Source organism: uncultured Maritalea sp., assembly GCF_937139385.1.
In the GTDB taxonomy this organism is placed as follows: domain Bacteria; phylum Pseudomonadota; class Alphaproteobacteria; order Rhizobiales; family Devosiaceae; genus Maritalea; species Maritalea porphyrae_A.
In genome coordinates this window covers 1-13,454 of sequence record NZ_CAKZPW010000009.1, presented here as the reverse complement: position 1 = coordinate 13,454, position 13,454 = coordinate 1, and the positions used below count along the sequence as shown (strand labels likewise).

At 51.4% G+C, this 13,454-nt stretch carries 15 protein-coding genes and 1 other RNA gene; 11 read left to right on the top strand and 5 right to left on the bottom strand.

What is annotated here, in order from left to right; translation table 11 throughout:
• From Q0231_RS00365 to Q0231_RS00355, 3 genes are all read left to right on the top strand, one after another.
• On the top strand, positions 1-333 hold a 333-nt coding region (locus Q0231_RS00365; protein WP_299343599.1), incomplete at its 5' end, for a nuclear transport factor 2 family protein.
• Positions 334-336: 3 nt separating this feature from the next.
• Positions 337-543 (top strand): 4-oxalocrotonate tautomerase family protein, encoded by a 207-nt coding sequence (locus tag Q0231_RS00360; RefSeq protein ID WP_299343597.1) that lies wholly within the window; start codon positions 337-339, stop codon positions 541-543.
• 543 nt (positions 544-1,086) lie between these two features.
• The gene (locus Q0231_RS00355; RefSeq protein WP_299343595.1) at positions 1,087-1,500 is read left to right on the top strand and encodes a hypothetical protein; all 414 of its coding nucleotides are present in this window, start codon (positions 1,087-1,089) and stop codon (positions 1,498-1,500) included.
• Positions 1,501-1,603: 103 nt separating this feature from the next.
• On the opposite strand, the gene Q0231_RS00350 is transcribed toward Q0231_RS00355, so the two are convergent.
• Positions 1,604-1,972, bottom strand: coding sequence for a VOC family protein (locus tag Q0231_RS00350; RefSeq protein WP_269394855.1), 369 nt, complete (start codon positions 1,970-1,972; stop codon positions 1,604-1,606).
• Between the two features lie 101 nt (positions 1,973-2,073).
• Here Q0231_RS00350 and Q0231_RS00345 point away from each other — a divergent pair, with 101 nt between their 5' ends.
• Positions 2,074-2,556: a helix-turn-helix domain-containing protein gene (locus Q0231_RS00345; RefSeq protein WP_299343592.1), complete on the top strand. Its 483-nt coding sequence runs from the start codon at positions 2,074-2,076 to the stop codon at positions 2,554-2,556.
• Positions 2,557-2,565: 9 nt separating this feature from the next.
• Here the strand turns inward: Q0231_RS00345 and pgk are convergent, their stop codons facing one another.
• From pgk to tkt, 3 genes are all read right to left on the bottom strand, one after another.
• Positions 2,566-3,765 (bottom strand): phosphoglycerate kinase, encoded by a 1,200-nt coding sequence (gene pgk, locus Q0231_RS00340; RefSeq protein WP_299343589.1) that lies wholly within the window; start codon positions 3,763-3,765, stop codon positions 2,566-2,568.
• A gap of 123 nt (positions 3,766-3,888) precedes the next feature.
• Complete coding sequence (gene gap / locus Q0231_RS00335) at positions 3,889-4,896, bottom strand: type I glyceraldehyde-3-phosphate dehydrogenase (RefSeq protein ID WP_299343587.1); 1,008 nt, start codon at positions 4,894-4,896, stop codon at positions 3,889-3,891.
• Between the two features lie 78 nt (positions 4,897-4,974).
• Positions 4,975-6,951 (bottom strand): transketolase, encoded by a 1,977-nt coding sequence (gene tkt / locus Q0231_RS00330; RefSeq protein WP_299343585.1) that lies wholly within the window; start codon positions 6,949-6,951, stop codon positions 4,975-4,977.
• A 233-nt stretch (positions 6,952-7,184) separates the two neighbouring features.
• On the opposite strand from tkt, the gene Q0231_RS00325 reads away from it, so the two are divergent.
• Both Q0231_RS00325 and Q0231_RS00320 read left to right on the top strand, forming a co-directional pair.
• Positions 7,185-7,475: a DUF4164 family protein gene (locus Q0231_RS00325; RefSeq protein WP_269394850.1), complete on the top strand. Its 291-nt coding sequence runs from the start codon at positions 7,185-7,187 to the stop codon at positions 7,473-7,475.
• A 6-nt stretch (positions 7,476-7,481) separates the two neighbouring features.
• Positions 7,482-7,877 (top strand): cell division protein ZapA, encoded by a 396-nt coding sequence (locus Q0231_RS00320; RefSeq protein WP_269394849.1) that lies wholly within the window; start codon positions 7,482-7,484, stop codon positions 7,875-7,877.
• 12 nt (positions 7,878-7,889) lie between these two features.
• Here Q0231_RS00320 and Q0231_RS00315 read toward each other — a convergent pair whose 3' ends face one another.
• The gene (locus Q0231_RS00315; protein ID WP_299343582.1) at positions 7,890-8,384 is read right to left on the bottom strand and encodes a hypothetical protein; all 495 of its coding nucleotides are present in this window, start codon (positions 8,382-8,384) and stop codon (positions 7,890-7,892) included.
• A gap of 156 nt (positions 8,385-8,540) precedes the next feature.
• Here Q0231_RS00315 and ssrS point away from each other — a divergent pair.
• From ssrS to Q0231_RS00290, 5 genes are all read left to right on the top strand, one after another.
• Positions 8,541-8,704, top strand: a non-coding RNA gene (gene ssrS, locus Q0231_RS00310) — 6S RNA.
• 27 nt (positions 8,705-8,731) lie between these two features.
• Positions 8,732-9,328, top strand: a complete 597-nt coding sequence (locus tag Q0231_RS00305; protein ID WP_299343580.1) for a 5-formyltetrahydrofolate cyclo-ligase — start codon at positions 8,732-8,734, stop codon at positions 9,326-9,328.
• A complete protein-coding gene (locus tag Q0231_RS00300; RefSeq protein WP_299343578.1) occupies positions 9,328-10,137 on the top strand; it encodes a TIGR00282 family metallophosphoesterase in 810 nt (269 codons plus the stop codon). The genes Q0231_RS00305 and Q0231_RS00300 overlap by 1 nt, the downstream gene beginning before the upstream one ends.
• Before the next feature lie 1,210 nt (positions 10,138-11,347).
• Positions 11,348-11,902 (top strand): RDD family protein, encoded by a 555-nt coding sequence (locus Q0231_RS00295; protein ID WP_269391995.1) that lies wholly within the window; start codon positions 11,348-11,350, stop codon positions 11,900-11,902.
• Between the two features lie 93 nt (positions 11,903-11,995).
• The coding region (locus Q0231_RS00290; RefSeq protein ID WP_299343574.1) for an SLC13 family permease at positions 11,996-13,454 on the top strand (1,459 nt) is incomplete at its 3' end.

Genomic DNA, 13,454 nt, shown 5'->3' with positions numbered 1-13,454 from the left:
TATTTTGCTGGGACTTATACGTGTGCTCTTGAGATTTTTAAGGCCGTGTTTCACCCCAAAGCAACCTATGCAACAGCGGATGAAACCCCTTTGTTACACCGAAATATGGACGAATATTTTGATGTGATCGCCGCACGGCAATCTCCTGCGTCCAAAGGCGAAGTGCGGCACGATGTTATTGATGAAATCCAGTTTGCGGGCGAAAACACAGCTTTTGCAAGGGTGCGCTGTTCAATTGGGGCGACCGACTTTATCGACTTTTTGACGCTGGTGCGGGTGGATGGGCACTGGCAGATCATGGCGAAAGTTTTTCATATCATACCAAGGAGCTAGAACATGCCATATGTAAATATCAAAGTGACGAATGAGGGCGTAACGCGGGAGCAAAAGGGGGAACTGATTAAAGGCGTATCAGACCTTTTGCTAAAGGTGCTCAATAAAGACCCAGCAACCACGTTCGTGGTGATTGACGAAGTGGAGTTGGAAGATTGGGGGATCGGTGGTTTGCCTGTTCCCGAATATCGCGCGCAATTGACGAAATAGACCAATGCACATCAACCCAGTTTTCGGATTGGGTTGGCGTGCAATTTCCACCAAAAGTGCCGACCAAATTGGTTCCACTCCCATCAGACTAAGTAATTACTATTATTCTCATGTGAAATGTTGAACAATGGAGCCAGGGTTGAACAGGCATTGGGGCTGATGCCTGCTTAGGGGGGAGTAATGGTGAAATTGCGTCTGCTGATCAAAACAATCGGCACGTCAGCTCAACTTGGGTATTGGCAAGGAAACGATCAAAATTACGATTGGCCAAAGCAAGATGAGCACTCTTAATCAAAGGTCGACTATCCGCATCAAGGATGTACATTACATCTACCTTTGCGGAAACAAGAGCTTTGTTCGCATGTGCAAAGAGCCGTGCGATACCGCCGCAGCGGATAGCTGATTGGATCTCAGATTTTGAGTGGGTTTAGGCAAGTTTGCCATGTCCCACTCAACAAACTAAGCTTGAACAAAAGCTTTTTGAAATGAAAGTGCTCGCATCTTTTGGGCACCGACGTGTAAATACGCATAGGGAGTAAACTAATGAAATCAACCATAATTCGTGCAGCGGCGATTGTCGCCATTTCAGCGATGAGCACACAAGCGTTTGCTGGGTCATGCAATGACTTGGTCATCGATTTGCAGATGCCGGGGTGGCGCATTGTTGGCGCTTTTGTTGGCAGCGATGATTGCGAACATGGTGAGATCACTAATATCACCCCAAATGGCTCAACGATGGCTGCAGCTTATTTGCACGGACCTGACTGCACATTGACATTTGCAGGCCCAACACCTGGGGACAGAGCCCAAGTGCGGTTTCAGCAAAACTATTGCGCGATGGCGGCTGGCAATGTCACGGTTGAAAGCATAACAGGCAATGTTCCCATTACCCGGGTCCAAAAAGGTTCTTGGGTTGGTGATAGACAAGGCACCGTGCTTGTGACGGGTTTTGAATAGCCTTTCTTCGATTTCTGACTTTATAGATTTCACAGATGCGTGGCCCTTGGTGTTTTGCTCACCGAGGGCCACGCATTTTTTGGGTGCTTGAAGAGCCTATTCGCTAGGTTAGGTCCTGCGCCAACATCATCGCGTTTTTGTCTGGGTCGTAAAAAGTTGCCGTGCTGACCATGCCTTCAACTGTGTCAGTTGGGCCGTCAAATTGTACGCCAGCTGCTTCAAGGGCTTTTCGGGCCGTGGCAATATCTGCGATGCCGAACACGGGAACGCTGTTGCCCGGTACGGGTTCAGTTTGCTCTCCCAACCCCAATGTTACACCTTCAGTCTTTGTTTTAAGCTCGCTCCAGCCCGCTTCATCAGCGTGATAAAGGAGTTCAAAACCCAACATTTCTTGATACCACGCCGCACTTGCGTGCCGGTCGCGAACCGATATCGCCAAGGTAATTGTGTTTTCCAAAGATACAACAGACATAAGGTTTCCTTTTTTTAAAAATAGTGTTACTATACTTTATGGACATAAATACGATTGTCAACCTAAGTTCAAGAGCGTGGTCGCTAAATATTTTGGCGTTAATGCATGAAGGTGTGCCGGGCCGACAGGCGCCGCTACTTGCGAAAACCAGTGCAGGACGCACGGCGTTTGCCGCGAGCCTTTTGCACTTGGTTGAGATCGGCATGTTGGAGAAGAACCCAGGCCATGGTCATCCATTAAGGCCGGAGTTTAGGTTTACTGAACAGGGGAAAGTCGCGGCACGTGTCGCGCATCAAATCGTCGGGCTCAGTCCCGACGATAAGGGATTTGTGTTGTTGCGGCGGGCTTGGTCAGTTCCAATTTTGGCACTGACATCAGGTCCCACCCGTTTTTCAACGCTTAAGGACAGTCTGCAAACGATCAGCGATCGCGCGCTGTCGATGTCGCTTGTCAAATTGGAAGAACGAAATTGGCTTGAACGGAAAATTAACCTGACCGGTCGTCACCCGTTTCCGACTTATCAGGCTGCAAACGAAGGGCGCGCCATCAACAATGCCATTGGGCTTGCTGATGGGCGCTTCTAATGGTTGGTTCTATGCTTTTAACGCTTCAACGCCCGGCAATGGCTTGCCTTCCATCCACTCAAGGAATGCGCCGCCTGCTGTGGAAACGTAAGTGAAATCATTGACCACTTTGGCTTTTGCGAGTGCAGCAACGGTGTCACCACCGCCAGCAACGGAAACCAATTTGCCGTCGCGTGTGCGTTTGGCTGCGTGTTGTGCAACCTCAATTGTGCCTTTGCCAAATGGGTCTAGTTCGAACGCGCCAAGCGGGCCGTTCCAGATCAAAGTTTTGGCTTCGTCGATTGCCCCTTTGATGCGCTCAATGGAATGGTCGCCAACATCCAGCATCATGCCGGTTGGGTCCATGGCTTCTACGCCATAGGTGCGGTTTGGGGCATTGGCTTCAAAATGCCAGGCAACAACGCCGTCGATGGGCAAAATGATGGCACAATTGGCGTCTGCCGCTTTATCGTAAATCCGGCGGGCGGTATCTGCGAGGTCTTTTTCGCAAAGCGATTTACCAATGTCGATGCCTTGCGAGTGAAGAAATGTATTGGCCATGCCGCCACCGATCACTAGGGCTTCCACCTTGTGGATCAGGTTTTCAAGCAAGTCGAGTTTGGTTGAAACTTTTGCGCCACCCACCAATGCAATTACCGGTTTTTTGGGTTTGCCAAGCCCTGCTTCAAGGGCAGACAATTCCATTTCCATCGCGCGACCAGCGCCTGATGGCAATTGGTGCGCAATTGCAGCGGTTGAGGCGTGGGCGCGGTGTGCCGCGGAAAAAGCATCGTTTAAATAGATATCGCCAAGGCTGGCCATGCGGGCCGCAAGCTCGGTGTCGTTTTTCTCTTCACCGGGGTGGAAACGGGTGTTTTCCATAACATAGATGGTGCCTTTTGCGCCTGCATCCAATTGCGCTTTGGCCGAGGTGACGTCTACCCAATCGGTTTTGATGAAGTCGACGGGCTGACCAAAGGCGTTTTGGATTGCAGTTACAATGAACTCCAGCGAGAAATCTGCATTCACTTCACCTTTTGGGCGACCAAAGTGTGACAGCAGAACAGGTGTGCCGCCATGTTCGATAATGTGGCTAATGGTTGGGCCAAGCCGCACGATGCGGGTGCTGTCGCTTACCTTACCGGCGGCCACGGGCACGTTTAAGTCAGCGCGTACCAATACGCGCTTGCCGTTAAAGTCAAAGTCTTCGAGTTTTTTGAAGTCGCTCATCGGTCTCATCCGTTCTCTTCGCGCCTAAAAGGGCGAACTTAAATTCTTAGATCTATCTATAGCTCAAAAATAAGGGGCCCCAAAGAGCCCCTTACAAAATTCGGTTCGCAAAAGCTGTAAAAACTAGAGCGTTTTGCCGATCACAACTGCTACGTCTGACATGCGGTTGGAGAAACCCCACTCATTGTCGTACCAGCTCATCACAGAAACGAAGTTATTATCCATGACTTTGGTTTGCTGTGCTGCAAAGTTTGATGAGTGTGGGTCGTGGTTGAAGTCGATTGAAACTTTGGCTTCTGGATCGTAATCAAGAACGCCCTTCAATTCGCCTTCAGCGGCAGCTTTAACAACTGCGTTCACTTCTTCAGCTGTGGTGTTACGGCCCGCGATAAACTTCAAATCCACAACAGAAACGTTTGGTGTTGGCACACGAACTGACATGCCGTCCAATTTGCCGTTAAGGTCTGGCAACACAAGGCCAACAGCTTTAGCAGCACCAGTTGATGTTGGGATCATGGACATTGCAGCTGCGCGGGCGCGGTAGAGATCGCCATGCATTGTGTCCAATGTTGGCTGATCACCAGTGTAGGAGTGAATGGTGGTCATCATGCCTTTTTCGATGCCCAATTCGCGGTGCAACACTTTGGCCAATGGGGCCAAGCAGTTTGTGGTGCAAGATGCGTTTGAGATCACTTTGTGGTCGGCAGTAATGTCTTCATGGTTCACGCCATAAACAGTGGTGATGTCAGCGTCTTTACCCGGGGCTGAAATCAGCACGCGTTTTGCGCCGGCATCAAGGTGGAACTGAGCTTTGTCACGGGCGGTGAAAATGCCAGTACATTCCATTGCGATATCGATGTCCAACTCGCCCCAAGGCAATTCTTTTGGATCACGGATCGCATAAACTTTCATTGGGCCACGGCCAACGTCAATTGTGTCGCCATCAACAGTTACTGTGCCTGGAAATTTGCCGTGCACGCTATCGTAGCGGATCAAGTGCGCGTTGGTTTCCACTGGGCCAAGATCGTTAATCGCTACAACTTCAATATCGGTGCGGCCTGATTCAATAATTGCACGCAAAATATTGCGGCCAATGCGACCAAAACCGTTAATAGCTACCCGTACTGCCATTTGTCATCTCCAAAAAAGGTGAATGGGGTGAAAAAAGTAAAGAAGGGGCAGACCTGCCCCTTCGTATTGATTGATAATTTACAGCTGCGATTTTGCGGCTTCAACCACGACTTTCGCCGTAATGCCGAAATGCTCGAACAATTGATTGCCCGGTGCTGAGGCGCCAAATGTGGACATGCCCACAAATTTGCCGTTCACGCCCAGATATTTTTGCCAGCCCATTTCAATGCCAGCCTCAACGGCCACATAAGCTTTGGCGTTGCCAATGACTTCTTTGCGGTAGTCGGCGCTTTGCGCGTCAAACAGCTCCATGCACGGCACAGAAACAACCCGTACGCTATGCTTGTCTTTTTCAAGTTCTTTGGCCGCATCCATTGCCACGGACACTTCAGAGCCAGATGCAAACAATACGATCTCAGCGTCATTATCGCCTGAAACTGTGTAGGCACCCTTGGCGCATCGGTTCTCTTCAGTTGCCTCACGGAAAGCTGGAACACCTTGGCGGGTCAAGGCCAAAATAGATGGGGTCTTCTTCGCTTTAAGGGACAACTCCCAACATTCAACCGTTTCCATGGCGTCCGCTGGACGGAATACATTGAGGTTTGGAATGGCGCGCAGCGCGGCCAAATGTTCAACCGGCTGGTGGGTTGGGCCATCTTCGCCCAAGCCAATAGAATCGTGTGTCATGACATAGATCGAGCGGATGCCCATCAAAGCTGACAAGCGGATTGAGGGGCGGCAATAGTCGGTAAAGACCATGAATGTGCCGCCGTATGGTGCCAAGCCGCCGTGCAGTGCGATACCGTTCATGGCAGCAGCCATGCCGTGTTCGCGGATGCCGTAATAAACATATGAGCCAGAGCGGTCGTCTGCGGTGAAGGCTTTTTGGTCGCCAGACTTGGTGTTGTTTGAGCCGGTGAGATCGGCAGAGCCACCAAACATTTCAGGCAATACGCCATTGATGACGTTCAAAGCTTTTTGCGATGCGACACGGGTTGCCCATTTTGGCTTCTCGTCTGCAATTTCGCGTTTGAATGCGGTAACCGCTTTTTTGAAGCTTGTTGGTAAAGAACCATTTTCGCGGCGATCAAATTCAGCCTTAAAGTCTGCGTCTTTTGCGGCGAGGCGTTCTTCCCAAGCGGTGCGGTGCTTGGTGGAGCGAAGACCGGCCAAACGCCAAGCGTCTACCACATCGTTAGGCAACACAAATGGTGGGTGATCCCAACCAAGGGCTTTGCGTGCGCCTGCAATTTCTTCTTCGCCCAATGGTGCGCCGTGAGCAGCTGATGTGCCCGCTTTTGTTGGCGCGCCAAAACCGATCACTGTTTTTGCTGCGATCAAAGTTGGCTTGTCAGATTTTTGGGCTTCAAGCAGCACTTTTTCAATTGCGTCTTGGTCATGACCATCAACGGAAAGCGTGTTCCAGCCCGATGCGCGGAAGCGCGCGTGCTGATCTGTCGAATCAGATAAAGACACCGCACCGTCGATGGTGATGTCATTGTCGTCCCAAATCACGATCAATTTGTTCAGTTTCAGGTGACCTGCCAAAGCGATTGCTTCTTGGGAGATACCTTCCATCAAGCAGCCATCGCCTGCAATGGCGTAGGTATAGTGATCAACAAGGTCTGCGCCATAGTCGGCTGCAAGTTTTGCTTCGGCCATTGCCATGCCAACCGCATTGGCTATGCCTTGGCCCAAAGGACCGGTTGTTGTTTCAATGCCAGAGGCGTGGCCGTACTCTGGGTGACCAGCGGTTTTTGCGCCCAACTGACGGAAATCTTTGATGTCTTCCATGGTCATGTCTTCATAACCGAGCAAGTGCAGCGCGGAATAAAGCAACATGGAGCCGTGACCGGCGGACAGAATAAAACGATCGCGGTCAGGCCAATTTGGCGCCTTTGGATCAAATTTCATGATTTTGGTGAAAAGCACAGTGGCGATATCAGCGGCGCCCATTGGCATACCGGGGTGGCCGATATTGGCTTTTTGCACTGCGTCCATAGTTAGCGCGCGAATTGCATTGGCCATTGCGCTGGTTTTGGCTTGATCTGTCATCAAAGTCCTGCCCGAAATGTTTTGCCCAGTAAAATGGGATTTAAGTGGCGACAATTGCTGGCGATGTCATATCAGGTCCGCTTTTTGAGTCAATTCCCCCATTTTTGCCATTTTTATGCTAATTGCTGGTTGCATATTAGGTAACGGATCAGGTTATCTGCATATATAACAGAGAATCAAAGTAAAGTTGGCGTTGGGAAAACCTACGCACTGAGGGATGTCTGGCCGATTTGATGGGTGAAAAAAGTTTTGATTTAGACAGTGCCAACGAACGTTTAGACGGTGCGTTGGACCGATTGGAGCGGCAATTGCGCAGCACGCGCCAGCAATTGGGCACAGCTTCGGAATTGGAACTTAAGGTTCAACATTTGGCCAAAGAACGCTCTCGGCTTGCTGATGAACTCGAAAAAACCACGGCCCGCGCCAGCGAAATCGAACAGTCGGCGAAACAAGTTTCATTGCGCATTATGGGTGTGATGGAAAAAGTGCAGCTTGCATTAAACGGTGAGAACGAGGCCTCGTAAAAATTAATGTCAGAAATTAACGTCGAAATCGATGGTCGAAAATATCGCATGGCCTGTGAAGATGGTCAGGAAGCGCACGTACGTGATTTGGCAACACGGTTTTCCAATTACGTGGAAGACCTTAAGGGCGAATTCGGCGAAGCTGGCGATACGCGCTTGACCGTGATGGCGGCATTAACGGTGATGGACGATTTGTCCGGGCTGCAAAAAGAATTGGCTAAAGCCAAAGACGCGCTGGACCAGTTGGCCATGAAGTCCAACAAATTGGTGCAAGAGCGCGACGCGCTAGAGGAAGACTTCGCCAAACAAATCGTTATGGTGTGCGAACGGGTCGAACTGCTCGCCGCTCAGTTGGAAAATGCGTCGCAACGCGACGTGCCGACCCAGATTGATCAGGCTTAAGCAGAGATTTTCCTAGAGTGGAATAGGAGTGGGCATATCTAACCACTTCCTGCGTTTCGCGATCCTTAAGCGCAATTGGTTCAAGAGTATCTTCGCATCAGTGCTCAAATACCAGGTTATGACCTCTATTGCTAATTTGTTTAAAGGGCGGGATTCAACGATCTGTTCCAGCATCGCCTCAATTGATTTCGCTTCAATTTCGGCCATGCTGTTCAATAGGCTGCCAAATTGCCCAATGACAAGTTGTTCATAACCATCGCTTTCAGGAAATTTATTGGCAATGATTTCACAGGCATCTAGTCCGATCTCAAGTGGACCCGTTTCCAGCGCATGGAACATTGCGTGCACATAGTCTTGATCATCATCAATGCCTTTAGCCATTTTCTGGCGCTTCGACAAATGGCTGGTCTCGAAATATCTGACATAACCTTCAGCAATTTCCTGAGCCGAAATTTCCAATGGACAGAATGGGTTATACTGGTGTTTGTTGTCAGTTTTGTCGGTCATATGGGCAATATAATTTATAAAAATGTATAGGGTAATGCGCTAAAAGTTCGATGATTGTGTCAGCTTTTTTCTGGATGGCAAGCAGATTGCTAATATCGTTTGCGCATGAAACCACACAAGACCCTTTTCCCCAAGGCGTTTTACCCCTATATGTGCTCTTCGCTGCCCGGCTCGTGCCGGATAATTTTGCATTCCCGGGGCCTTAAGCATCCTTTAGGGAGCTGTCCCTGTTTAGACCCGTGGGTTTTTACATACGGCGCCCACCTACGTAAGTAGGTTCCCAGGATCAAATACCTTCCGACGGCCAGGGCGGCACCTTATTTTTTTGGGTTAGAAAGCCAAATACGTTGAGCGACACAACCGACCTTTCCCGCGCAAAGTCTGACATGCGCGATGCTGCCCATCAAAAACGTGCGGCCCTTTCCCCCTCTTTTCGCGCAGAAGCCGCTTTGGCCGCCGCAGAAACCTTCACAGCGTCTGTCCCCATAAAATCCGGCCAAATTGTTTCGCTCTATTGGGCGATTAGGGACGAATTGAGCACCGAACCTTTGCTTGTTCAGTTGATGGACGAGGGGCATCAGGTCTGTTTGCCGGTTGTTTTGGGCCGTGATCAGCCGCTTGAATTTCGATTGTGGGAAGCGGGCCAGCCGCTCGCGCCTTCGGGTTTTGGCACCCTTGCGCCCCAAGCTGGCGCGCCGGTGGTTGTGCCTGATGTGATGGTTTTGCCCATGCTTGGGTTTGACGCGAATGGCAACCGGCTTGGCTATGGCGCTGGCTTTTATGATCGCACGATTGATCAGATCGAAAAGCCGTTGATTTTGGTTGGCTATGCCTTTTCGGCTCAAGAAGTTGATGTGATGCCCGCTGAACCCCACGATAAACCTTTGGATATGGTGGTGAGTGAGGCTGGCGTGCGCCGCTTCCTCCCGCAGGAGAAAAACTAATGCGGATATTGTTTTTAGGCGATGTGATGGGCCGCTGTGGCCGTGCAGGCGTGCAGCGTTATTTGCCTGACCTTCGAAGCGCCTATAATTTCGATTTTGTGATTGTGAACGGCGAAAATGCCTCTCATGGGCGTGGCCTGACGGAAAAGCATTACCGCGAATTGTTAGAAGCGGGCGCGGATGTGATTACCTTGGGTGATCATGCGTTTGATCAGCGTGAAACCCTTGGGGTGATTGCGCGTGAAGAAACTTTGTTGCGCCCCATCAATATGTCGAATGCAGCCCCGGGTCGTGGATCGATGATGTATGAAAGCCAAGGCGGGCAACGCGTTTTGGTGATCAATGCGCTCGGGCGTGTGTTTATGAACCCGATCAACGACCCGTTCGCAGCAGTTGACGACGCCCTTAACGGATGCCCCATCGGCGATGTGGCAGATGCAGCAATTGTAGATTTTCACGCCGAAGCGACCTCAGAAATGCAAGGCATGGGCCATTTTTGTGATGGTCGCGCCTCATTGGTTGTGGGCACTCACACTCATATCCCAACTGCTGATCACCGCATTCTATCGGGTGGCACCGCCATCATGTCCGACGCGGGCATGTGCGGGGATTACGATAGTGTGATCGGCATGCAAGCTGAAGAACCCATCAACCGCTTTGTGACCGGCATCCCCAAAGAACGTTTTACCCCCGCCGAAGGCAACCCCAGCGTTTGCGGCGTGGCGATTGAAACCAACGGGGCTGGCTTATGCACCTATGTGGCGCCAGTGCGGGTAGGTGGCAGTATTTCTGAGGCTTTGCCTTTTTAGAAGCGTTTACGGTGCGCACCACAATTTGGGTGAGGGCCGATAGCCGGCTGACCTAAATTGGGGTGCCTGAGCGAGCGCTGGTTGCACGCTCACCGCGCTTTTACTTTTCCCTCCAACCTCATGGTGAGCTTGTCGAACCATGGATGTGGTGGGCGAACGGTGAAAGAGCGCTCATTTTGATCAGCAAATTTGGGCAAGGCGCACGCGCCAATATTATCCGTCATCCCTGCGCAGGCAGGGATCCAGGCCGGAGTAAACCACGAACGCATTTGTTGGCGGTTGTTCTCGCCTGGATCCCGGACTAAATCCGGGATGACGTGCGGGGTGAGGTGAGGCGTTTGGGGGTGGTTTTTGACAAAACTTATCCCCGTCCCCAAAACCCCATGCCACAATATGCGGACCTTTTCTTGAAACCGTCGCAGGGCATTGACGAATGTTGGGCGGTGAGAGTTGTGATGGCGCTGCCCTTGTTTCCCTCCCCCTTGTGGGGAGGGATTAAGGGTGGGGGGCTCTTTAAAGAGGTCCCGCATCAAGTGCGGGACGGTGCGAGAGGAACAATTGATTTCCGCCCGTACCGCCCCGGACAACCAAGTGGCGCTTGCGCCGCGCGGGTTGATCCGGGGTCTATTTGACCTCTGCAACGCGTTGGTGTTGACCACCAATCGGCGGGGGTGCCGGGGAAGCAGACGAAGTCTGCGACGGCGGCGCGTAAAAAGCTTGGGTGCCGGGGAAGCAATCGTAAGCTTGCGACGGCGGCGCGTAACTCTTAGAGAAAAGGGGATGGCCGAACAACAAGACGGTTGTTGTTCGCGTTGAATTGAAATGTCCAGCCTGACACCGAAGGCAGCTTGTAAGACGTTTGGTGGGTATTGTTTCTCACCTGTGTTGCAAAACACTCATCAAATGATCGCAAGAGATCAAAACAGTTTTGATGGAATGCAGAGCAAGGGGATAGAAGGGTTTAGCACCTCGGGGTATTTCAGTTTTAAGGCAAAAGCCATTTGCGCGAGGCGGTCAGCGTCTCATTTTACATTTCAACGCACTAAGAGACAAAAACTTGCCTCGCGCGCTGCAATATCTTCAATCTCCGGGCAAATGCGCCGCGGTGCGCAAACGTGTGCTTTGAATTCATCCCATCACACAAATGTGTAAGACAGTCTTGCACCCAGCACATTCATGCCCATCTATGCTAGAACAATGGAGAACAAAGATGCCAAAAGATGCGTTTGGACGAATAATGCGAGACGACCTTCCCACACCCAACACATCACCAGAACTGTTTGAAGGCGTCTTAATGCGCAGGGTCATCGCTTTCTTTATCGACAGCGTCATCATAACGGTTGCCATTGTTGTATCGGCCGTTGTTCTTGGTGTTCTAGGCATATTGACGCTTGGCATCGCGTGGCTGGGTTACTTCATTTTGGTTCCCGGCGTGTTGTTTGCCTATTATGTTGTGACATTGGGCTCCTCCGCCCGTGCTACTGTGGGCATGCAGATTATGGATATTGTGCTTACGCCAACGCGTTCTACGCCGCTTGATGGCGGTTTGGCAGTTTTGCACCCTATTGCGGGCTGGATCGCTCAAGCACTTACGCCTTTGGTCTTGTTCGTGCCGCTGTTCACACAGCGCCGCCAGATGTTGCACGACCTTGTTGTTGGTACGTTGATGGTGCGTCGCTCGCCCATGGAGCAGTTTTGGCGGCAAGAAGCCGAGCATTATGGGGAAGCTTGGGCAGACCCGAAAAACCCGCGCTGGCGCGACTAGGTCGCTCAAAAAACAACAAAATCTGTTGATTTGAGCGATGTAAAGCAAAAAACGGACTTGGAGTGATCGCCCCCAGTCTGCAATGTGTCGTTTATGGTCGCACAAGTTTTAAACATTGATTCTATCGCCATGTGGGCAAGCTTTGCAGTTATTGTAATTGCAATTGTATTGTTTGCGACAGAAGTGGTCTCGCTTGAGCTGGTGGCGCTGGGCGCAATCGTTCTATTGATGACGGTTGGTCTGCTTGCTCCTGATTCAGGACTTGAGGTTGATGCGTTGCTGTCTGGGTTCTCCAACCCGGCCCTTTTGACGATTTTGGCTCTTCTGGTCATTGGTCAGGCCCTTTTTCAAACTGACGCACTTGGCGGTTTGACCAAGACCTTTGAGCGGCTGTGGCCCCGCCATCCGCGCCGGGTTATCCCTTTAATATTGGTCATTGCTGGTCTTGCCAGTGCATTCATCAACAACACTCCAGTTGTCGTGATGTTTATCCCGCTGCTCACAGCCGTTGCTGCGCGTCGGAAATTGCCAACACCCAAGATGATGATGCCGTTGAGTTTCATTTCAATTCTAGGCGGCATGACCACGCTCATTGGCTCGTCCACCAACCTTCTGGTCAATGATGCCTATACGCGTATTACCGGAAGCTCTCTGGAGTTTTTCACCCAGTTCGGACCGGGCATCTTTCTGGCGGCGATCGGCGCGGCCTATATCGTGATCTTTGCGCCGATCCTGCTTCCCAAACGTGAAAACCTGGAAGACGAAGTGAGCGAGGGCGGGCGGCAATATATCGCCCAGATCCGGGTCTCCGGCGATCACCCTCTGAACGGCGTCACGCCAAAAGCGGGTTTGTTTCCGTCGCTAAAAGACGTCACCGTGCGCATGGTGCAGCGCGGCGATATTCAAGGCTTTGAAGTCATCGTTGGCGGTGGGCTTGGCCGCACGCCGATGCTGGGCAAAGTCATCGCCGATTTCTTGCCCCGCGAAGACTTGCTGCCTTATCTAGAAGCTATTGTGAGCGTTTATAACCTGTTGGGACGGCGCGATAATAAATACAAGGCACGGATCAAGATCACCGTCCATGAAAACGGCCTTGAGAAAATTCGCGCACTCGTTGAAGAGCGCTTCACCGCGATCAAAGCGCGGTTCTCTGGCATTGATCAAGAGCTCCTGAAAACGATTGAAGCAGGCTTCAAAGCCCCCGCATTCAAGACCGCCTCAACGCAGCCCTTTGATGCGGCCTACAAGGTCGATCCTGTGTTTCGCGCATGGGCTGACACCAACCTGCATGCGCATAAGGCGGACGGATATTCTATCGTTACGGTCTCTCTCAAAGCGCATGGCGCAACGCCAGGGGATGCCACGGCCGCGCAAATGCGCACCCTCGCAGACCTCGCGAAACGCTTTGGCCACGATGAGTTGCGGATCAGTCACGAGCAAAACGTGATCCTACCCCATGTGCACAAATCTGACTTACCTGCGATGTATGCGGCACTCAGAAAAGCAGGCCTTTCGACGGCAAATATCGGCTTGATTTCAGACATCATTGCCT